Genomic DNA, 22,884 nt, shown 5'->3' with positions numbered 1-22,884 from the left:
TCCCTTATCTAAAGCTTATAAAATATAGGTTTGTCTAATTTTTTTCTAAATTCAATTTATTTTATCTCCAATAAAATTCTTCACTTCATCTAAACTAATAGGTTTTGAAAAATAATATCCTTGAAATAAGTCACAACCTATTTCAACTAAAGATTCAAACTGCTCTTTTGTTTCAACCCCCTCAACAACTATTTTAAAATTAAGTTCATGTCCTATGTCCTTTATACTATTAATAATCCCATATTCATTTTGATCGGCATCATCTAATATACTCTTATCTATTTTTAATGAACCACCTTTAAATTTTTTTAAATATGAAAATGAAGTATATCCTGTACCAAAATCATCTAAAGACAATTTAAATCCTAAAAGTTTTAGTAAATTAAGATTTCTTATTGAGGCTTCTTCCTCCTCTATCATTACAGATTCTGTTATTTCTATACATATATTTTCACATCTTATACCATTCTTTTCTACTATTTCCTTAACCTTGTATGCAAAATCTTTTTCTAATAGTTGAATTGATGAAACGTTAATATTTACAACAAGGTCCTTATTCTTTTTAATAAGCTCTTTTACCTCAAAACATACAGTATTAAATATCCAATCCCCCAATTTTATTATATCTCTGTTATTTTCTGCAACACTTATAAATTCCATAGGTGGTACAAATCCAAGATTCTTGCTATTCCACCTTATTAAAGCTTCTAACTTTCTAACCTTTTTATTTTTATCAACAATAGGTTGATAAACCATAAAGAACTCATTTTCATCTATAGCTTTACTCAATTCCATAGATATAGTATCTTTTCTTTCTATCTCCTTGTACACTTTATAATCAAAGAATGCTAATTTATCAAAAACTCCTTTTTTCTTGTTTGTGTACATCATATAATCACTTTTTTTCATCAAAGTTTTAAAGTCTTTTCCATCCCTTGGATAAATAGCTACTCCAGCAGAAAAGGAAACTTCTAAATTGTAATTAAGAAATTTCTTATCCTTAAAAGTTCCTAATATATTTTTTTCATAAAAACCTTCTAATTCTTTATTATTTAAAAAGTTTTTATATAGAATTATAAATTCATCCCCTGATATTCTTGCCAAAGTTCCCCTCTTACCAATAGCCTTTGATAGCTTTTCCGCAAATACCTTTAAAAAACTATCTCCTACCCAATGTCCATAAACATCATTAATATTTTTAAATTTATTTAAATCTATAAATATTAATGCAAAGCTTTTTTCTCTTTCAACTTCTTTATGAAAAATCTCCTCTAATCCCTTTCTATTTGGAATCTTTGTAAGTGGATCAAAAAGTATATATTCCCTTGCCTTCTCATTAATAGCTGAATCAAAGGCATTTACAATAAAGTCTAACTGATTAAATCCCTTTTTATCTTCAAACTCTTTTTCATCATATTCATTTAATTGTTTTAAAAGTTTTTTTAACTTTGAGATATTATTTAAAAGAGGATTTAAAGCCTTTCTTTTAATTATTTCGAAGGAAAAAATAGTAAATAAAATGAATATTAAAAGCATTAATTCATTAGATCTATTTACATCATTCATCACCTTATAAATAAGCGTATTTTTCTTATCAAAATCAAACACTAAATTTTTTCTTTTAACAACAATCTCTTCATTATTTTCATTTATTTCTTCAAAAGTTCTTATCCCCTCTTTATGGTTATAATACTCTCCATCTGGAAGTTCAACATATATTGTTACTCCTCCATTTTGTTCATAAAGCTTTTCCATATATTCAGTAAATGCATCCATATATGCATTTACTAAAACACATCCTATAATATCCCCCTTTTCATTTTTTATAAATGATATTATAGATACAGTTTCTCTATTGTTATATAAATCTTTATGTATAGATGTAATAATTACATTCTTTCCCTTAAGAGTCTCCTCATATGCCTCCTTAAACCAGGGTCTACTTTCCATATTAAATTTAGCATAATCCCCCTTACTACTATAAAGTTCATCCGCCCTACTATCTACAACATCTATGGATTCTACAAAACTTGTAGCTGTTAGTAATCCTTGAGCATGTCTAATGCTTTTTTTAATTTCTTCTTCTTTCTCACTGTAGTTATTATCGGCTTCTATCAATTCTATTATCTTAGGATCACTTGCAAAATCCTGTACTAACACTTCAAGTCCCTTAAAAGTATTCTCTGTTAAACTCTCTGTTTGCTCACTATTGTTTATACATACTTGCTCAGTTATATTTCTTACAATATTTCTAGACCATAAAAAATCTAATATAGTCAAAGAAATTATCAATGCCAAAATTAAACCAAAAAAAGTCTTCAATGATCTTTCTATTTTCAAAAAGCTTCCCCCCTCAACCCCCAATTATCCTTGTCTATTTTCAAACATTATTAACACTTTATTGATATTATTATATCATTATCCCTCTCTAAACAACTTATACCCTATATTTCATATTTTTAAAAATTAAGGTAAAAATATAAAAAAGGAGAATTTTTTTCTTATTTTTTATATATAATGTCATAATTTAATCAAATATTTTGCTTTATATTTAAATATTTTTCACTTATTTTTTATTTAGCTCTGTTTTAGTTGAATGCTATTTATACTATAAACTTAGATAGATTAGATATGACAAGGATGATTTTAAAATCATAAAGTAGCTACTCAGCCCACTCACCACCAATGAAAAGCTTAGAAATGAAGTTATCATTTTTTCTTATGAATACTTGGATTTAATATATAGTAATGTATTATTAATAAAACTTATTAATAATATAGAGCCCACCTAAAAAACTTTAAAAATTAAGCAATTACGCAGAAAAATTTGCCTTAATAAAGAGATTTCTTTGACTATCAGTCCTTCTTTATCTTGGCAAATTTCTCATAGTAATTGCTATAAATTCTTAGTTAAACTCATTAAATTTCATAATATTTGATTTTCACTTAAAATTAAGTTAGGTCTGAAGTTTTAGTTAAAAATCAAAACGCCTCTAAAACAGAGCCTTATCAATCCTTATATATAGTTGAATTTTTTACTACTCCTCAATTGATGAAGTAATCCTCTTTAAGGGTCTTTCATTTGTTGAAGATGAACTTCCATACATATACTCAGTTCTATATTTCAGTACACATATTAATCCAAATATAGATGTTATTGCTTCAGCAAATGGAATTACTAACCACACTCCAGTTACTCCAAATATATATGGCAGAACTATAATTCCTACTATAAATAGTACCAATGTTCTTAAAAATGATAACATAGCAGATATCTTTCCATTAGAATATGCTGTGAACATACCTGATGTAAATATGTTGAATCCACTAATCAAAAATCCTACTGAGAATATAGTAAATCCTTCTAAAGTTATATTAAAAATACTGCTTCCCTTTGGTGAAAAGGCAGCTATTAGATTTTCTGAAATAAGATTTGATATAACAAAGGATAATACTGCAAATATTCCTATGGTTATATAACTATATCTTACTATCTTCTTTAACTGCTCCTGATCTTTACTTCCATAGCTATAACTTATACGTGGAGCTACTCCAGATGTAAATCCTATATATGCTGAATTTAATAGTAGCTCTGCATATAAAACTATTGTTATTGATGCTACTCCATCCTCTCCTAAAAACTTAATCATAACTATATTAAATAAGAATGTTGCTACTGCTGCTGCTAACTGAGTAACCATTTCTGATAATCCATTTATACAGCTATCTTTTATTAGAGAAAAATCTAACTTAGGTTTTACAAAATGAAGTATATTCTTCTTTTTATAGAAGTAGAAAATTCCTATAATAGCTGGTACAACATATCCTATTCCTGTTGCAATGGCTGCACCTGATATTCCCATACCTAATTCAGCTATAAAAATATAATCAAATATTATATTTAATATTCCTCCTATTATAGAAGATACTAAAGCTAACATAGGCACTCCAGCTGTTACTAAGAAGTAATCAAAATACATTTTTAACATTACAAATGGTGAGAATAATAGCATTATAGCTAAGTATGCATAACAGTCCTTAAATAATAAATCAGTTCCTCCTAATATTCTTATAATGTCATTTATAAATATAAAAGATACTATTGCTATAACAGTTCCAATTATCAAAAGAGTAACAATTAAAAGTGAAAAAGTTTCTCTAGCCTCTTTTATATTCTTTTCTCCCATATATTTAGCTACAATAGCACTTCCTCCTGTAGCAAACATAACACTAACCCCTGAAAAAAATAATACTATTGGTATTACTATATTTAAAGAAGATAATGCATTAGCTCCAACAAAGTTAGATACAAACACTCCATCTATAATTGTGTATAATGAGAAAAAAATCATCATTACAACTGTTGGTAAGGTCAATTTCATAAGTGTAAAAAAATTAATCTTTTTATCTAAATAGTTTTTCATATAATACTCCTTGAATTTTTATTTCTTTTGACATAGAATATTCTAAAGTATTACCTAAGGGCATAGTCAACAAGGAGTTTTTATTATGGATAAAGAAAATAAAATGTATTTCACAACTGGAGAAATCGCAAAGCTATATGATATAAGCAAAAAAACATTATTTCACTATGATAAGATAGGATTATTTAAACCTGAAAAGGTTCTTCCTAATGGATATAGATACTACTCTCACTACCAGCTTGAGCTATTAAATGTAATATGTATTTTAAAAGATATAGGAGTACCGCTTTTAGATATAAAGGAGTTTATTGATAAGAGAAACATTACTAACAGTATAGAATTTCTAGAGTTAGAATCACAAAAAATTCTTAATGAAATAAGTCGTTTAAATAGAATAAATAACATAATATCAAATAAAATTAATATCATAAATGAAGGTAAAAAGCATACTGATGAAATCTTTATGGAAGAACAACCAGAAGAATATCTTATTTTAAGCGATGAAATTAATATAAGCACAGAGCTTCTTGACTATGATCTTGAAAATTATAGTGAAATAATTAAGTACTGCAATGAAAATAGCCTAGATGCTGGATATCCTGTAGGAAGTCTTATGAGCAAGGAAAATCTTCAAAACAATATTTTTAATGAGTACAGTTACTATTTCATCAAGGTTGATAAATTACCTCCCAACGACAAAAAAGGATTAGTTAAACCTAAAGGACTATATGTTGTTGGATATTCTCACGGATACTATGACAAAATCATTGATATGTACCCTCGCTTAATAGAATACATAAAGAAAAATAACCTAACTATTGTAGGTAATGCCTACGAACAAACCTTAATAGATGAAGTTTCCATCAAAGATATAAATAACTATGTAATTAAAGTCTCTATAGAGGTAAAGTAAAAATTAACACTTACCTAAAAAAGAGCTTTAAAATAACTTACTATGAAACCTGCAAACAAACTCTATTTGCAAAGGTTCTAAGTTATTTTAAAGCTCCTAAAACTTTATTTTAAAATATACTTTTTAACTATTTTATCTAATGACTCTAAAGTGTCCATCTCACTTTCCAAGTTCACTGCATAAACCCTAACCTTCTTATTTTTTTCCTCATCTAAATACCAAGACTCCAAATACTCCCCCTCTTCACCCTCTATTTTCTCATTATAAGGATAAAGCAATATTACTGTGCTTACATTTTTGTATCTGGTTAGATAAGCATACATTTGGTAAAGATCCTCTCTTTTAACTCCATGCCTATTGTAACTGCTTGATATTCTCTTCCACTTAGTATCTAAGATTATGCTTTCCTCTCCATTCTTTTCAATAACAATATCAGGTATCAATTTAAATACACCTTTATTGGTTTCCTCATTTATTAAAAGCTTATATTTTGAATGCTGCATATGAAGAGTTTCCTCTTGAATTAACTTTCCTAAAAGCTTTCCTATATAAAGTTCAAAGACTTCATTCATCTTAAATAGAATTGAATATGCCTTACTATCTCCCAAAGTTCCAAGAGATGATTCCCCTAAAACCAGCATTTTACCTAATGTAAAAGCTTCTTCAAACCTTTCATTAAGCCTGTTGAATCTATAGTTCTTCACATCATTTAAAGTAATGTTTCTTTCATCCACATCCCCTAAAATACTTTGAGAAAATTTAAGAAGCTTTAAGGTCTCCTTGTTTTTTATCTCCCTAATAAGACTTTTAATGAAATAGCTAAATATTCTATTTAACTTATTATCCTTAGAAAACTCCTCATACTTACAGAAAGCCTTTGGTGTACAAGAAGCCATATTTTTAATCTGTTCATTAAATAAAAGACTTCCCTTTAAAGAATTTCTATTTTCTTCAATATTCACATACTCTAAATAAATACCCTTGCTTAATTCTCTCTGTAGTTTTTTGCTAAATAAATAAGCCAAAATCTCATTTAAACTTTGCTTATATAATCTTAAGGAACTTATTTCTGAATAATTAATCTTCAAAATGCCACATTTAGAAAGCATATTTAGTAAGGATTTTCTTTCAAAATCAGGGTTATTTTTATTTATACTTATCTTGGGTAGTATTTCTATAGAAACCGTTGAAAGTCTTATATATCCTACATAGTTTATAAACCTTATGGTATCCTTGCCCCAAATTATGTTATCCTTATTTAGCTTTTCAGAAAGAACATAGTTATAAAGCTCATCAGACTCTTTTTTACTTATTACCTTCTCATAGTTATACTCATCATAAAAAGTTCCTTCTTCATATTCATGAAAGCCATTTTCCTTCTCAAAGCTCTCTTCATACAAGACAGTCTCCTCTTTAATCTCTTCCTTAATATCCTCTTCTAAATCCTTTTCCTTTTGAAAAAACTCTTTTCTCTTACTAAAATCATCTTCACCTTTTAAAGGCTCTTCCTGAAAATCCTCTTTTAAATAAACATCAAAGTTATTAGAAACTTTTTCTCCTAAGTCTCTTGCTTCTACCTCTTCTTTAAACTCTTTTGTTCTCTTTAAATCTTCTTTCTTACTTCTTATATTTATAAAATCATCTACAATCCTAAGTGATTCATAGCACTCCTGAACAACTATATGTCTCATATCTCTATTCCTCATCTTTATAAATATTAAAGAAGGATTCCTTTTCTGGATTCTCCACTATAGAATACTTATACTCTTCTCCATAAGACTCTACTCTCATTCCCTTAAATAGTTTCCTTACATCAATGCTTTTCTTTTCTATAAACCTGTTAGATTTACCTGCTTTACACGCTCCTCCAAGAACTAATTCTACCTTTTCCCAATCTCCATAGAAATACTCTTGTATTAAAGGAATAACCTTATTTTTCATTATGTAAACTAACTCTTCAAAATCAAGATTCTCCTTTAAAAAATAAGAATGTCCAATAGTATGTTCTCTATCAAATAAATATTCAATTCTTTCATTAATAACTCTTAAAAACTCTCTCACATTGATTCCTTCAACATCCTCTGGTAAAAGCTCTTCCTTAGGCATATATTCAAAGAACTGAAATCTTCTTCTTAAGGCAGTATCAAGTAAAGCTATGGATCTATCTGCTGTATTCATAGTTCCTAATATGTACAAATTCTTTGGTATTCCAAATCTCTCATTGGAATATGGAAGAGTAACCTTAAGCTCATTTTTCTCTCCAAGTCTCTTATCATCCTCTATTAATGTTATAAGTTCCCCAAAGATTTTAGATATATTTCCTCTATTAATCTCATCTATAATAAGTATGTAATTCTTATTGCTATTTAATGCCCTTTTGCAAAGTTTTTTAAAGATACCATCTTTAGGAACAAACCCTGTTCCACTCTCATTACTACGTAAGCCCTCCACAAAGTCCTCATACCCATAGGATTGATGGAATGTACAAAACTCTATTTGTCCATACTCTAAAAGCTTGTTAAATATTTTAACCGCTTCATCCCTTCTATGCTCATCATTTATTAGATTCTTATACTTTTTAAAGTCAATGATTTCTAGAGCTCTATTAATAGTATTAAAGGTTTTTCCTGTTCCAGGAGGACCATATAGAATTTGATTTTTAACTTTAAGAATATAAGGCTTTTCCTCTAAATAATCCTCTCTTTTACCCTCACTAACTCTCATTTCCTCTTCATAAGATAAAGAATACTCTCCTTCAACAGCTAAGTCATAGTAAGGCTTAAGTTTCCTAACTGTATTTTCAAAGAAGTCTCTTATTTCCTCTTTACTCATTTTTTGAGCATCTTCATAATATAAGCTTTTTCCAACTTGAAGTTTTAACTCTTTTCTCTCTTTTACATCATGTATTAAAGCGCTTATATCCTCTGTTTTTCCTCGCTCCAAATAACTATAAGGGCTATAATTATCCCAGTACTCAAGATCACCATTATCCTCATCTAATTTATCTAGAAATCTAAAATGTCTAATATAATCAACTTCATCACTTTTTAAATCCTTAGTTTCTAGAATTATTCTAAATCTAAGCTTATTTCCCTCATCAATTTTATCTGCAAATAAGGATATACTTGTAGATAAATTCAACTTTTCTGCATTTTTAAGCTCAATCCAAAGATAATTTCTAACTCTTGTTACTCTTGAAACTACTAGCCACTTTGATGCTCCTGCCTTTTCATAGTCCAAGCCATAAACTCCAAAGGACTCTGCAATACTCTTAAATTTATTTAAAGCTTTCTTTGCCTCTTCTCTTAAATTAATATACTTATTCCTATCTTCAACACTCTCTTCATTTTCTGGATTCTTATATTCTTCTCCTGCATACTTCTTCAAAAACTCTAATATGCTTAAATAATCTTCCTTACTTAAATTACTCATATCCTTTGAAATAAGCCAGTCCATTTTCCCCTCTCCTTTCTTCCTTAGTATCTATCACCTTCAAAATTTATTTTCATAATATTCCGTTTACACTCTTCTTCATACCTACTTCTATTATATACCTTTATTACCATTAGTCATTTGAAAATTTCTCTCTACTTTTAAAGCATAATTAGGGATGTATCAAAACTTATATATAAATTTAATATCCAACTTATATGTTATCTTTTTTTATGTATAACTCTAATATGAAACTTATTTATATGAGCTTTCTATATTTATAATCAAGTATTATTCTATATATCTTTGTATCATATGTCCTCGAAATTAATTACTTCTTACTTAATTGCATTTATTGCATATTTATATACATCACTCTTAAGTATCACTTAAGTTCTATTTTCAATAACTTAATTCATCTTTTATCTGTATTATTTTTCATTACTTACTTTATAATTAAATACATTTTTCCCATTTGTTCAATAGTTTTCTCTACTTTTCCTAAAGATATTAATTAATTTAATAAATAACCCGTTTAAGCTAAATAAATTTGAATAAAAAAAGGATTGGAAAACCAATCCTTTTTTTATAGCCTTTATAAAGCTGAGTATTACTAATATATACCTAAAATACCTGACCTTTATATTTAATATTAATATACTTTAAAATATTAAATCTTAAAGTATCAATTTTAAACTTACTATATGGTTTTAAAGTTTTAAGTATATTATAAATAAAAATTCTAAGAAAAGAATAATGTATATAGTCCTAATAATATTGAAACTACTACTATTATATATGCAATATTTGACTTTTCAGGCTTTTTAATATTAAAAATAATTGCAACTATTGATAAAAATCCAAAAGACCATGCAACTAGCTGTTCAGTTAAAAAGTTTATTGGCAAGCTAGTTGCGTTAAGATAAGCAATACACATTGACCATGCAGCTAAACAATAAAATATTATATTTTTCGCCTTTTTATTTTTTAAAAGATAAAGTAAAGAAATTCCTACTATACTTACTACCATCATGACAATAAATAATATTAATAAATATCCAAGAGCCATAATTCCCCCTCCTTTATAATGTGTTTTTCTATATCTTTATAATAACCAAAATTTCTGTATTTTTTAGTTATATAATTCTAAAGAATTCTAAAGATTATATAGGAAGTTTTATCTCTATTTTATATATTTTATTTGTTATACTATAGTCCACTTTCCCATTATAGCCTTCTACAATTTTTTTAATGTTCTTAAGTCCTATTCCATGACTCTCAACATTTTTATTTATTTTGTCCTTAATAATATTTGTTTGAATAAATGTAAGAATATTATTTGTAACAAATATCTTAATATCTACTTTTTCATTATTATTTGCATATTTTATAATATTTGAGTAAAGATTATCAAAAATCCTAGCTATATCCTGAGCATTAACTCTAATTTCAAAATTAATTAGTCCAAGATTATCTATTTCCACACAAAAATCATTATCCTCTAAAGCATCAGTAAACTCACTAATAAATTGTTCAAACATTAACTTTCCTTCAAGAATAGAAGATTCAAGAGAATTATTATTTTCAGTGTCTGTGTTTAAAAGTAAATTTGTTAACTCTTGTATTTGATAGGCTTTGTTTTGTATTATTTCAATATAATTTTCAAGCTTCTCATTACTATCATAATTTTTATTTTTTATAAAATCTGAATAAGATATAATAGCTGTAAGCGGTGTTCTAATATCATGAGATAAGGATCTAATCAACTCTTCTTTTTCTTTTTTTAGCTTCTCTTCATTTTCCATATGGTTTTGTAATGCAACAGAAAAACTATTAATATTATTAGCTAACTCTGAAAGTTCATTATCTCCTACACTATTTATTCTAAAGTTTAAGTTTCCACTTTTTAAAATCTGTATAGATTTAGTTATATATAAAATGTAAGATATTTTTTCACCTAAAAAAAATAAAAAAAATACGAAAAATATTATTAATGTAGCTAAAATACAAATTAGCTTTAACCAACTCAAAAACCCTGGATCTGATATAGAGTATGCACTATAATACCCATTTTCAACTAACTTTTCTGCAAAAGAAGTAGCAGTATAATAAAGAAAAGCAAAGCTAAAGCTTGCTATAACAACAGATGTAAGTAAGTAACCTATAAGTTCTAACCCCAATTTAGGTATTTTATATCTATTAATCAATATAATATCCCTTTCCCCAAGCTGTTTTAATATATTTTGGATTTCTTGTATCACTTTCTATCTTTTTTCTTAAATTCTTAATATGAACCATGACAGCACTATCTCCAACTACTTCTTCTTGCCATATGCTGTTATAAATGTGATCAATTGAAAATATTTTTTTACGATTAGTAATCAATAATTCTAAAATTTTATATTCAGTATGAGTAAGAGATATATTCCTTCCCTCACATATAACAGTCTCTGTCTCTGTATCAACACTCAAATCTTTAATCTCTATTTTAGATGATTTAATGTTAACTTGAGGTTGATATACTTGATAGCGTCTAAGTAATGCTTTTACTTTAAGCAACAATTCAGAATGAGAAAATGGCTTTGTTACATAATCATCTGCACCAGCTGAATATCCTATTGTCTTATCAGAGTCTTGAGAATAAGCTGTTAAAAATAAAATAGGTACAAATGACTTTTTTCTAATCTCAGTACTTATGATAAACCCAGACTTTCCTGGCATATCTACATCTAATATAACAATATCTACAGTATCATCTAATTTTTCAAGTGCTTCATCACCATCTTTAGCAGCAATTACATTATACCCCTCTCCAGAGAATAATATTTCAAGTATTTGTCTAATATCATTATCATCATCTGCAATTAAAATTGTATTTTGTTGTTTCCCTGGCATATTCTAAACTCCTTAACATTTCTTATTTTTTATAATTCTAATATAAAACTATAAAATATTCTACTAAACAACCTATTTATTCTCATAAAGTTAAACTGTCTATAATCATAAAAAATCCCTTCAACACTTTTATCAAGTAAAGTATTGAAAGGATAAAATCCATATTCAGTATTACAATTTCCTTTAAGAATGAATTTATCCCTAAGAAAATAAATTCTGACTTAATTCTTATTTTAATCAGTTTTATTAATACTAAAATAGAACTGTAAGCCCCTCTTAATGAGCAGTTAGTATTGTATCAAAGGAATACAATCTCACTAAAGTTCCATTGCATAAGTTCAAGATACCAAATTAAAAATTTTGACTTTCACTTAAACTCTATTTCTTCTTATTTAGGCCTACAATCATTCCACCTAACATACCAAAACATATTCCATATGCAATGGCTATTGACCCAAATTTATTTATGAATATTGAACCTATTGCTACTCCAAAGCACATTCCAAGGCTCATTCCATTTGCCATGTTATTATCTTCTACAGTTTCTTTCTTTTCCACAGAGCTTGTACTACCACCATCAGTCCCATCGTCCCCTTTGCTAAGCTTTGCATGCTTCTTACTAGAAACATTTACAGCTATTGCAATAGCGACTGAGAGAACAACTAAAGGTAAAGCCACTAAAATAAAGTCTTTCATAAATTCACACCCCAATAATTTTTCACTTATTTATTTAAAATCTTACCATAAAAGTATTATTTGCTTGACTAAGCCCCATAAAACTTTAAGTACTTTTCAATATTTGATTTTATATATTCAACACTATGATTTCCAGGAAATACATGATTTTCAGCATCTATTCCTTTTTCTTTTAATACTTCATATAAAGCTAAACATCCTTCATAAAATCTTCCTTCATCCTTATGTCCAGCATCAAGATAAACTTTAATATTAGGAGAAACCTCGTTATTTTTTACAATATATATTGGATCATATTTTTCCCATATATCCATACTCTCAAAATAAGCCTTATCTTCCTCTTCAAGCTTTAATTCTAATGCTGGCATATGTCCTCCCACCTTTGAAAACATATTTTTATGTCTAAAAGCATTATGAAGAGCTATATATCCACCGGCTGATGCTCCTCCTATGTATTTTCCCTCTTTATCCTGTATAGTATTAAAGTTCTTATCTATTAAAGGTATAACTTCTTTTATAAAATAATCTTCATACATACCTAAGTTTATAACTCTATTTTTCTCTTTAGAATCAAATACTTCCTTATATTTTAAAGATGAATTTAATCCCCTACTATTTTCAATTCTTGGACATACAATTATCATAGGATTTATTTCTTTAGATTCAATCATTGAATCAGCTACTTCATTCATATTAATGTGAAATATTATATCCTCATTTCCACTTCTCCCATGAAAAAAATACAATACAGGTACCGCCTTGCCCTCACTATAACATTCAGGTAAATACACATTAACTGCCATTTCCTTGCATAATATCTCACTATAAAAATTTATTTTTTCTACTCTTGATTTATTCAATTTTCCCCACCTCATCTACGTTCTCTAAATTAAATGATAAATACTAGGAAGCACTTAAAACTAGGCGTATTTTTCTATTCCATATAGTTATTTATTAAATAATAACATCTATTTTTGCTTTCCTCTGCAACTGCAGAATTCACTTGAAGTGGTAACATTGAACCACCCTCAAATTCTTTCTTTATTGACTCTACTCTCTTCTCTTTTTGATTAATCCATTCCACTTCACTTTTTTCAAGCTCTTTAAACTTTTCAGTACTTAGATTTTGCTTTAAGAATTTATAAATTTTATTTAGTTCATCATCATAAAGTTTAGATTGTTCATAGCTTACAGAATTCATCTCTGCTTGCGTAACATTAGGATTATTATTGCACTTTTCACCTATTTCATCTGCTTTATTGTCCACCTCTTGCATCTTACTAAAATACTCAGATTTTGTTTTAGGTAATGCTGACTTTTCTTTTTTAGAATCAGTTCCTTTATTCTCATTACTCTTAGTATTCTTACTTTCATTAGAGTTTTCTGTTGCCTTGCTATCTTTATCACTCTTTGATGAATTGCTGTCTTTATCATTGTTAGCAGTATTTGCCTTATCTTCTGAATTCTCCTTATTTAAGCTATCTTTATTTTCAATATTATTTTCCTTAGAAGCACTGTTATCTTCCTTATTATTACTTTCTGCATTAGTAGCTTCCTTATTTTCTGTGCTGCTTGTAGTAGTACTTTCATCTGTAGGAGTTGTCTTATCTCCACATCCAATTAAAGTTCCTAAACTAATTAATACAGTAGCCAAACTAATTAAACAATATTTCTTTTTCATAACCTATCTCCTTTAAAGTGTATTGATAATTACAATACTTTATTTCCATACTTATCAAAGTTTTTCTTTAATGCTTTCTCTGTAAAAATTATTGGCAAAATCATAAAGACAAGCTGTACTGCACAAAGTACACCACCCCAAAGCCCTATGGTGTTTTCATCCTTTTTAAGTAAAAATAACATACCTATTATAGAAATAATTAATACTACATACCCCATTTTAACCCACAACTTACCAAAATAATGATGTGCAAAGTCCCAAGTATCCTTGTTTTTCATAGACATTGATGTTCTATATCCAAAAGTATTATTAATCTCTCTAGGTGCTTTTTCACTAAAATATTTCCCAAACCCAATCATTGTAATTGGAATTAGCAAGTCCATAATCATCATAAAAATCCAAAATCCCATTTCACACCTCCTATTTTAATTCCATTATACTCCATTAATTCAATATACTCTATAAATCCACCACTGAATGTCATATTATAGAAGCCCTTTGTATAATATATACTAAAATGTTTGGAGTGATAATTTACTATGAAAAAACTTAATAATTATATAAGCTTAGGCTTATTATTTAATTGTATCTTCTTATTAGGTAACTGCACCAACTTACTTCCTGAATTTATAAAAGGCTTCTGTGTATCTTTAGGCATTGCACTAATATTCGTAGGAATCTATTATGAAAAAAACTCTATTCCTAAATAAATCTCTATTTTAAAGTAATATTAACAAAAGGGGTACCTACAAAGAACAAGTTTGCATTACTACTGTTATTGATGGACAAAATAATTTAATTATAGAATTAGTATTTAAATGAGACTTACATCTGATAGACACATGATAACTGATTATATCCTTTTAGACATATGGTAAATGGCCCTGTACTTTGTGCTAATATTCATAAAACTTATATTGTACTTTCAAAAGATTTATCATTAAAACATGAACTTATAAAAAGAGGAAAACATAAATAAGGATCTTATCCTATTCAACCTATTAATGTTATCCATACCACTTTAAAGAAATGGATGAATAGCTTTAATGGTGTTACAACAAAATATATAAGTAATTATATTATTAAGTGGTTCAAATGACTTCAAATATTCCATAAAAACAAAGAGATACTAAAGGCTAAGAATCTTATTGGTCAAAACAATATAAGCCATTTATATATCACAATAAAAGATTTGAAAAATAGAAATCCAATCTATGCATATGGTATGTTATATTTTGTTAATTATGTTATAATAAGTGTTACTAAAAACTATAATCTAATGAACAATGGTAAATTATTGGGTAACTAATGAATGACTACAAAATATATTTTGTAGTATCAAAGGGAGGTATGAATAATGAAAATAGTTTTTATGGGAACTCCTGATTTTGCAGTTCCATCATTGAATAAAATGATAGAGAAATATAATGTAAGTGCGATTGTAACACAACCTGATAAACCAAGTGGAAGAGGAAAAAAGATAACAATCTCACCAGTTAAAGAGGTGGGACTATTGAATCAAATTCCAATTTTTCAACCTAAAAAAATAAGAACAGACTCTATAGTTATTGAGAAATTAAAAGAAATAAAACCTGATTTTATCATTGTTGTAGCATATGGTCAAATTATAACTAAGGAAATACTTGATATACCAAGACTGGGATGTATTTGTCTACATGCGTCTCTACTTCCAATGTATAGAGGATCATCACCAATAAATTGGAGTTTAATAAATGGGGAAATAAGAACTGGAAATACAACTATACTAATGGATACTGGTATAGATACAGGTGATATGCTTATGAAAAGTGAGTTTGACATACCTGAATCTATGACAGCAGGAGAATTATACAATTTATTAAAAACAAATGGTGCTGAACTCTTAGAGGAAACAATAGATGGAATTGCCTCAGGTAAAATTTCTGGAGTAAAGCAACCAAGTGATGGAAGTTCTTATGTACAGATGTTAAACAAGCAAATGGCAAAGATTAATTGGAATGATAGTAGTATTAACATACATAATTTAATAAGAGGATTAAGTTCTTGGCCATATAAAAATATAAACTCATGGCCAACTGCTCATACTTATTGTAAAGATATTCCAATTAAAATATTCAAATCCAAGTCATTAGAGTCAAATATTATTAAACCACCTGGTTATATTATAGAAGCAAATAATGACGGAATTGCAGTCGCCACCAATAACGGTATTCTGGTTATAGAAATATTACAGTTTCCAGGGGGAAAACCTCTTGAGGTAAAAGAATTTTTAAAAGGAAATAAAATAGAAAAAGGCGTTATATTAACATAATTAATTAATAGTCTATATAAAACTACAATATTATGATTATTACTTTATAATATTGGAATATTTAACGTTATAGATGTGAACAATCACACCTATAATTTTTATAAGACTATCTTTCAACACTATATTAAAACATAGCCAAATAAAAAGACTTCATAAAAGCTTGATATTACCTTAAGTTATAAGTAATATAAAATACTTATTTATCCTTAAAGTTCTTTTTGCTTAAATGTAGTCTTTTTATATTTAAATCTCTAAGCTTTCCTCTAAATAAATCTAAGCCTATCTCTTTTTATTTTTACTGCTTGTAGCTATAATACTGCAAAAAATAGCAACACCTATTGCAATCCAAATAGCAATATCCATTTAAAACTCCCTTCAATTCATCTCTATACTAAGAATTATTACTTTTCCTCTTCTGGAATATTTCCATATTGTCTTTCAGCAGTCCATTCAAAGTGAATTTCATCTTTTTCATCTTTAAATATTTGTATTTTCTCATTATATTCCCCAACTTTCTTCTCGAAAGTTTTATACTCATTGATAACCGCCATATTAGGAATAGCTTCATTTAACTCCTTATCTAAAGATGAATAATCATAGCTAGCTACCCCATAAACTGCATTCATTAAATCAGTTAAAAGTGGTGTTTTGCTTATATTAAATTGTTCTCCCTTTTTTAAAGCAAAATTTATTCTCGCCAGTTCTGATTTATCATCTTCTAATTTTGTATCTTTAAGACCAACATTAAAGTACAATCCAAATTTAAACCCTCTTAAAGGCTCATTAACTTCACTAGAAACTATACCTACTGCTGTTTCAATACTGTTAACTTGAAAATGAATATTATTCTTTTCAAAAATCTTCTCTATAGGAGAAAACTTACTTTTCATCTCTTCTAACCATTGACTTCCAGATTTACTAGCAACAACATCTACTTCCTTTTTAACTACTCCAGTATTAATAGGTTTTATTAAAAACTTAGGAAGAATAATTAAAATAATAACTACCATTGTTATAATAATATTTTTCAATTTCATATTTATTCAACTCCACCAATTAATTCTGATTCTATTCTTCCCCTATCAATCTCATAAACCTTATCACATAAAAGCTTTATATCCTCTGAATTATGACTAGCTAAAAGTATAGTTGAACCCTTTTTCTTCAAATCAAATATAAGATTTCTTATATCAGAAACTCCTTGTTTATCAAGCCCATTCATAGGTTCATCTAATATTATTAGACTTGGCTTTTCCATAATAGCTTGTGCTATACCAAGACGTTGCTTCATGCCTAATGAATACTTTTTAATAGCTCTCTTATCCTTTGGATCTAAATCAACTATCTCTAAAGCCCTCTTTATATCTTCATCATTGATTTTATTTTGAATACTAGCTAAATATTTTAAATTATCAAAACCACTTATATGTTCTAGAAACCCTGGATTTTCAATTAAAATCCCAATATTTTCAGGAAAATCCTGATCTTTGCCTATTACCTTTCCATTAACCTTAACAAATCCTGCTGTAGGTTTTATAAGTCCACATATAGCCTTAAACAACATTGATTTTCCTGATCCATTTCTTCCTATGAATCCATATATCTTCCCTTCTTTAATCTTAAGATTTATATTATCTAAAATATTCATCCCTTTTATTTCTTTTCTATAGTTTTCAAAATCTATAATATAATTTTCCATAATATCCACACCCAATCTTAAAATTCTATATTTCTTCTATATAAAAAATGTCCACCTATTAAGTTTAAAACCAAAAATATGCTTAAATATATTAAAGCAAAATTAAAAGTTAAGCAATTGTTTCCACTAATAAATATATCTTCCTTCATAAGCATAGCTGCATTTCCAATTAAATATTTACTATTACCTAAGCTAGTTACGTATGATAGGACAAGAACTCCCAAAATAGATGCATTAAACTTTCTTGTTAAAAATGATAAATTACTTGCTAGTAATATTAATCCATTAAAAAATAAAAAATTAAGCACAAAAGTTTTTAAAATTATACTCTTCAAACTCACACCTTTGACTAATGAATTAAATTCATTAGGACTTGTCCAGTAACTCGCACCTTTAAAAATTAAAGATACTAAAAAAGTTATAGTATAAATAGTTATCAAAAATATTAATACATTAAAAAATGTCCATATAACATTAGAGTAATACCAATTCTTATATTCGTTTACTCTATAAAAAACAAAAATTTTCTTATCCTGAAACTGCTTAGAAAGTACATATATCATAGGAAGGTAAACAATTAAAATTAGTCCAAACCAATTAATATAACTAAAGAAGTTTTTTCCCTCTTTTGTTCCACCTGTTAAAAATAAAAATAAATCTCCAGTAGAATAAGCTATATATTCTGAATTTCTTTGAAAGAAAGTTGCTCCATAAAAAGCTAGTAAAATTGAAAAAAAAAGAAAATAAGTTATTAATCTTAAATTCTCATATTTTATATTTAGGAAAAACATATTATACTTTTTCAACATCACACCTCCTAAAAGCAATAATGCCAATTAGAAACAATAAACATATTATACTTATAGCCACTATATTTTCTTGACCAACAGTTAATAACTTCATACCATCTAATATATTTAAAGATAAATTATTGCTATAAGTAAATTTATGACACCAAATAGTGCCTAAATATCCTGTAGAAATCAATTTCAAAAACACTATACTTCTTGCATTGATTATTATGTAAATAAAGCATATAGAAGTAACTATTATACTTTTCTTAAATATGTATAGTAAAACATCTCGTACTAAAACCAGAAAATAACTAGCTATTATAAACTCAAAAATAGATATAGCCATAGCTTTAATTGGAGTGTATTCCTTTATGAAGTTAGCAAAATACAAATATTTACTTAAAACATCTACATTTTTTTCATTTAATATAGCTTGACTCCATTCACTGCCAAAATTGCTATAATATATTCCTAATACAAACACACATGCTCCTATAGCTGTTATGTATAAAGTTATAATTAATAAGTTAGTTATTTGATTTCCTATAAAAATTTTAAACTTACTTTTGCATCTAACAAAAAGATACTTATTACTCTCTTGAAAATTAGCTATTGGTGCTGTTACTAAAAACATAATAGGTAGAATTAACCATGTAAGTAAAAATCCATTAGAAAATATTCTAAAGAAATAGTCCCATTGATTTATTCCCTTTCCTGATAAAACAAAATACTCTGAAACACTATCCATATATACTCTGCAAACTATTAAAATTGCTAAAAATGTTAGGATAATCACATTCTTTTTATAACACTTGATTAAATTATATTTTATTAAAGCTATCATTGAATTATCTTTCATACCTATATTCCTTTCTTGAAAAATAAAAGAATACAATTGAAAATATCAATATTATAACAAAAAGTTGTAAAAATACTTGTCCTACAGTTACCCCATCTACTAATAGCCCAAAATCTGTAGCAACCTTAGTTTTTAGAGGTAATGGAAAGTTTAAAATCTCTGTTATATAACTACTTACAAAATAAAAAATTCCTGGGAATAATAATACAATAATCTCATTATCAATTAATGTAGAAACTCCTAATGCTATAGTTGAATATGCAAAGCCTACACAAAATTCAATTAATATTACTAAAGCTACATACCCATAAGGATTCTTTATCATAAAGTCATAAGTTATTCCACCAAGAGCAAGATTAGTATCATTAATATTTCCACCAATAAAAATATTAGTAAAATAAAATACTATTGCTATTGGTAAAATTATAGAAAGCCCTCCTACAATTCCATTTATAAGAAATCTAGAAACTCTATACTTTAAATCAGACATTCTACAGTCAATAAATATATCAAATCCACTTTTTCTCTCTCTTAAAAAAGTTGCTCCATAAACAAAAGGAGCTACAATAGGAATAATTTTTGAATATACCAAAATTGTAGCTCCTGAAAAAATTGCAAATTGATTTAAAACACCACTTCTTGTTAGTTCATTGATATTCAAATCACTTAATTTAAAAGGATTTAAATTAGGTAACCATAAATATATTCCATACAAACTAATTAAAATCATAAATAAAATAAATAACCATATCTTTTTACTTTTAAAAACTTTAATTAAGTCATCTACTATCATTTAATTTCTCCTATCTTAAAATATAATAGCTAAAAGTAACTACTTTTAGCTATTATAAAGTATTTTATATTAATACCATCCAAAGCTTCCAACTGCATTTCTATAATTCTGAGTGTAATTTAAATTTTTTAAAGCTAAGTAATATGTAGAACCTACTTGCATTCTTTTATTCCAATAATATTCATAAACATCCGCTGCAGGTGCTCCCTGTCTTACAGTAACAGGTTCTGAATACGCATTATCAGCAGATTCTAAATCGCCATTAGGATTTGCCACTGCTCTCGCTGACATTGTATATGAATCTAAATCTTGAATTTTATCCAGTTTAACATATCCATACCAAGTATTTGACCACTCTTTAACATCCTTTAAATCTGCTGCATCCTTAGCTCTCCAATTACTATGTGGAGCTAATGCCATTAAAAATGATTTTGCTTGTGGTAAAGTACTCTTAGAAAAAACTCCTGTTAGTAACATTATTCCTAACATAACTTTAGCTATTTTTTTTTTATTCATTTTAATCCTCCTTAGTTCTTTTTTATAATAATAACATATTTTTACTGTTAAATAAATACTTTTTTTGAATTTTCTTTGAATAAAATCATACTTTATTAATATATAATTAAAATATTAATAAATATCCTGAAAAATAATATTTATATCCAGTGTTCTCTATTACAAAGTATCTCTATTTCTAAAAAAGAGACTAAAGTCAATATTCTATAAAAATCACCTAATAATAAGCTTATTTATGTTCCTATTCCTCTAATTAGTTATCTATTAAGCTGAATGCTTCTGGTTTATAATCACATTAATGCTATAATTGTACTAAAGAAAATTTTATTACTATGGGTTTATAAAAGATTTTATTGAGTAACTTTAGGAGGAAAAAAATATGGAATTAAAAGATATTTTAAATTCTGGTGAGATGTATAATGATCTCTCAGAAGATTGTGTTAAAGCAAGAGATTATGCAACTAAACTAACTAAAAAATATAATGAAAGCACTGATCAAGAAGAGAGAAACAATATATTAAATAATCTTCTAAACAAGTGTGGAAAAAACTCTCATTTTGAACCAAATTTTAGATGTGAGTATGGTTTTAATATTTCAATTGGAGATAATTTCTTTGCAAACTTTGATTGTATTATATTAGATTGTGCTCCTGTAAATATAGGAAATAATGTCTTATTCGGACCAAGAGTAGGAATCTATTGTGCAAACCATGCCATAGATCCAATAGAAAGACAAAATGGTGGATGCTATTCCAAAGCAGTTAATATAGGCAATAATGTATGGATAGGTGCTGGTGTTCATATAGTTCAAGGAGTAAACATTGGAGACAATAGCGTAATTGGAGCTGGAAGCGTTGTTCTATCAGATATCCCTCCTAATGTGGTAGCTGCTGGTAATCCATGCAGAGTAATTAGAGAAATCACAGAAAATGATAAGACTGGCTATATTAAATAATAAAAATGGGGTAAATATTATGAAAACAGATGTTAAAAGAGAACTTGTTTTAAAGGAAGATTTAATTGAAGGTTTTAAAAAATTAGGACTAAAAGAAGGTCAAAACATAATGGTTCATGCATCCCTTGGTAGCTTAGGCTTTGTTTGTGGTGGAGAACAAATCGTAATTGAATCCTTAATTGAGGCTGTTGGTGCCAATGGAACCTTAATGATGCCAACTCAAACTTGGAAAAACCTAGATCCTTCTTATGGAGTTCATTGGGAAGAAGATGAAGAATGGTACCAAGCTATAAGAGATAATTGGCCTGCCTATGATAAAAATATAACTCCAACAAACACTATGGGAAAAGTAGCCGAAATGTTTAGAAAATGGCCTAATGCAGAAAGAAGTAATCACCCTGTTAGATCTGTAGCAGCCTTAGGAGAAAATGCTGTCTATCTAACAAAAAACCATGACTTAGAAAACATATTTGGTAAGGATTCTCCTCTAGATAAACTATATGATTTAGATGGATATATCTTATTAATTGGTGTTGGATATGATAAAAACACCTCGCTCCATTTAGCAGATGCCCTAGCAGAATACCCATCAAAGCACTATGAAACCAACAGCAGTGCAATGATGGTAAATGGTAAAAGAGAATGGGTAACATACAGAACCCTATATGTAGATGGTGAGGATTTTGAAAAAATAGGTGAAGACTTTGAAAAGACCAATAAAGTTAACACCATAAAAATTGGAAATGCAACAATTAAATTCATGAAACAAAGGGATTTGGTTAACTATGCAATTAAGTGGATAGAAAAAAACAGGAAGTAATATAGCTTCCTGTTTTTTTATTATCCATAATCTCACAATAATTTTATTGAACATCTTTGAATTTTAGGTATTATTTAAAACCTAAACCAACAAAGA

21 protein-coding genes and 1 pseudogene are annotated in these 22,884 nt (G+C 27.5%); 5 read left to right on the top strand and 17 right to left on the bottom strand.

Annotated elements, in window-relative coordinates; translation table 11 throughout:
• Window positions 1-51 precede the first annotated feature (51 nt).
• Window positions 52-2,340 (bottom strand): bifunctional diguanylate cyclase/phosphodiesterase, encoded by a 2,289-nt coding sequence (locus AC2A4K_RS06140; RefSeq protein WP_322503847.1) that lies wholly within the window; start codon window positions 2,338-2,340, stop codon window positions 52-54.
• 698 nt (window positions 2,341-3,038) lie between these two features.
• Window positions 3,039-4,424, bottom strand: coding sequence for an MATE family efflux transporter (locus tag AC2A4K_RS06135; RefSeq protein WP_322503848.1), 1,386 nt, complete (start codon window positions 4,422-4,424; stop codon window positions 3,039-3,041).
• Between the two features lie 85 nt (window positions 4,425-4,509).
• Here AC2A4K_RS06135 and AC2A4K_RS06130 point away from each other — a divergent pair, with 85 nt between their 5' ends.
• Window positions 4,510-5,337, top strand: a complete 828-nt coding sequence (locus tag AC2A4K_RS06130; RefSeq protein WP_322503849.1) for a MerR family transcriptional regulator — start codon at window positions 4,510-4,512, stop codon at window positions 5,335-5,337.
• A 104-nt stretch (window positions 5,338-5,441) separates the two neighbouring features.
• Here AC2A4K_RS06130 and AC2A4K_RS06125 read toward each other — a convergent pair whose 3' ends face one another.
• The 9 genes from AC2A4K_RS06125 to AC2A4K_RS06085 form a co-directional block, all read right to left on the bottom strand.
• Window positions 5,442-7,028 carry an McrC family protein gene (locus AC2A4K_RS06125; protein WP_322503850.1) on the bottom strand — a complete coding sequence of 529 codons (1,587 nt, stop codon included), beginning with the start codon at window positions 7,026-7,028 and terminating at the stop codon, window positions 5,442-5,444.
• Window positions 7,029-7,032: 4 nt separating this feature from the next.
• Window positions 7,033-8,793 carry an McrB family protein gene (locus AC2A4K_RS06120; RefSeq protein WP_322503851.1) on the bottom strand — a complete coding sequence of 587 codons (1,761 nt, stop codon included), beginning with the start codon at window positions 8,791-8,793 and terminating at the stop codon, window positions 7,033-7,035.
• A gap of 718 nt (window positions 8,794-9,511) precedes the next feature.
• Entirely contained in the window at window positions 9,512-9,838 is a 327-nt protein-coding gene (locus tag AC2A4K_RS06115) for a hypothetical protein (RefSeq protein WP_322503852.1), read from the bottom strand.
• 94 nt (window positions 9,839-9,932) lie between these two features.
• Entirely contained in the window at window positions 9,933-10,976 is a 1,044-nt protein-coding gene (locus tag AC2A4K_RS06110) for a HAMP domain-containing sensor histidine kinase (protein ID WP_322503853.1), read from the bottom strand.
• A complete protein-coding gene (locus tag AC2A4K_RS06105) occupies window positions 10,969-11,664 on the bottom strand; it encodes a response regulator transcription factor (protein WP_322503854.1) in 696 nt (231 codons plus the stop codon). The genes AC2A4K_RS06110 and AC2A4K_RS06105 overlap by 8 nt, the downstream gene beginning before the upstream one ends.
• Window positions 11,665-12,042: 378 nt before the next feature.
• Window positions 12,043-12,360 carry a hypothetical protein gene (locus AC2A4K_RS06100; RefSeq protein ID WP_322503855.1) on the bottom strand — a complete coding sequence of 106 codons (318 nt, stop codon included), beginning with the start codon at window positions 12,358-12,360 and terminating at the stop codon, window positions 12,043-12,045.
• A gap of 68 nt (window positions 12,361-12,428) precedes the next feature.
• On the bottom strand, window positions 12,429-13,220 hold the full coding sequence (locus tag AC2A4K_RS06095; RefSeq protein WP_322503856.1) for an alpha/beta hydrolase: 792 nt from the start codon (window positions 13,218-13,220) through the stop codon (window positions 12,429-12,431).
• Between the two features lie 74 nt (window positions 13,221-13,294).
• Window positions 13,295-14,041 (bottom strand): lysozyme inhibitor LprI family protein, encoded by a 747-nt coding sequence (locus AC2A4K_RS06090; protein WP_322503857.1) that lies wholly within the window; start codon window positions 14,039-14,041, stop codon window positions 13,295-13,297.
• A gap of 29 nt (window positions 14,042-14,070) precedes the next feature.
• Window positions 14,071-14,451 (bottom strand): SdpI family protein, encoded by a 381-nt coding sequence (locus AC2A4K_RS06085; protein ID WP_322503858.1) that lies wholly within the window; start codon window positions 14,449-14,451, stop codon window positions 14,071-14,073.
• 319 nt (window positions 14,452-14,770) lie between these two features.
• On the opposite strand from AC2A4K_RS06085, the pseudogene AC2A4K_RS06080 reads away from it, so the two are divergent.
• Window positions 14,771-15,257 (top strand): annotated as a pseudogene (locus AC2A4K_RS06080) (IS1595 family transposase); the annotation flags it as partial.
• Window positions 15,258-15,398: 141 nt separating this feature from the next.
• Window positions 15,399-16,352 carry a methionyl-tRNA formyltransferase gene (gene fmt, locus AC2A4K_RS06075; RefSeq protein ID WP_322503859.1) on the top strand — a complete coding sequence of 318 codons (954 nt, stop codon included), beginning with the start codon at window positions 15,399-15,401 and terminating at the stop codon, window positions 16,350-16,352.
• 401 nt (window positions 16,353-16,753) lie between these two features.
• On the opposite strand, the gene AC2A4K_RS06070 is transcribed toward fmt, so the two are convergent.
• The 6 genes from AC2A4K_RS06070 to AC2A4K_RS06045 all read right to left on the bottom strand — a co-directional run bounded on the left by AC2A4K_RS06070 (window position 16,754) and on the right by AC2A4K_RS06045 (window position 21,013).
• The gene (locus tag AC2A4K_RS06070; RefSeq protein ID WP_322503860.1) at window positions 16,754-17,389 is read right to left on the bottom strand and encodes a hypothetical protein; all 636 of its coding nucleotides are present in this window, start codon (window positions 17,387-17,389) and stop codon (window positions 16,754-16,756) included.
• A 2-nt stretch (window positions 17,390-17,391) separates the two neighbouring features.
• Window positions 17,392-18,051 carry an ATP-binding cassette domain-containing protein gene (locus AC2A4K_RS06065; RefSeq protein ID WP_322503861.1) on the bottom strand — a complete coding sequence of 220 codons (660 nt, stop codon included), beginning with the start codon at window positions 18,049-18,051 and terminating at the stop codon, window positions 17,392-17,394.
• A 17-nt stretch (window positions 18,052-18,068) separates the two neighbouring features.
• Window positions 18,069-18,857 carry a hypothetical protein gene (locus AC2A4K_RS06060; protein ID WP_322503862.1) on the bottom strand — a complete coding sequence of 263 codons (789 nt, stop codon included), beginning with the start codon at window positions 18,855-18,857 and terminating at the stop codon, window positions 18,069-18,071.
• The gene (locus AC2A4K_RS06055; RefSeq protein WP_322503863.1) at window positions 18,844-19,704 is read right to left on the bottom strand and encodes a hypothetical protein; all 861 of its coding nucleotides are present in this window, start codon (window positions 19,702-19,704) and stop codon (window positions 18,844-18,846) included. Before AC2A4K_RS06055 ends, AC2A4K_RS06060 begins: the two co-directional genes overlap by 14 nt.
• Window positions 19,694-20,497, bottom strand: a complete 804-nt coding sequence (locus AC2A4K_RS06050; protein ID WP_322503864.1) for a hypothetical protein — start codon at window positions 20,495-20,497, stop codon at window positions 19,694-19,696. Before AC2A4K_RS06050 ends, AC2A4K_RS06055 begins: the two co-directional genes overlap by 11 nt.
• 69 nt (window positions 20,498-20,566) lie before the next feature.
• Window positions 20,567-21,013 (bottom strand): hypothetical protein, encoded by a 447-nt coding sequence (locus AC2A4K_RS06045; protein ID WP_322503865.1) that lies wholly within the window; start codon window positions 21,011-21,013, stop codon window positions 20,567-20,569.
• Window positions 21,014-21,392: 379 nt separating this feature from the next.
• Here AC2A4K_RS06045 and AC2A4K_RS06040 point away from each other — a divergent pair, with 379 nt between their 5' ends.
• Both AC2A4K_RS06040 and AC2A4K_RS06035 read left to right on the top strand, forming a co-directional pair.
• Entirely contained in the window at window positions 21,393-21,968 is a 576-nt protein-coding gene (locus AC2A4K_RS06040) for a sugar O-acetyltransferase (RefSeq protein WP_322503866.1), read from the top strand.
• A gap of 19 nt (window positions 21,969-21,987) precedes the next feature.
• Window positions 21,988-22,788: an AAC(3) family N-acetyltransferase gene (locus AC2A4K_RS06035; protein ID WP_322503867.1), complete on the top strand. Its 801-nt coding sequence runs from the start codon at window positions 21,988-21,990 to the stop codon at window positions 22,786-22,788.
• The last annotated feature ends 96 nt before the right edge of the window (window positions 22,789-22,884 follow it).

The organism is Clostridium sp. LIBA-8841 (genome assembly GCF_057782475.1).
Note: the sequence above shows the minus strand (reverse complement) of the source record. Positions and strands in the feature narration are given on the sequence as shown.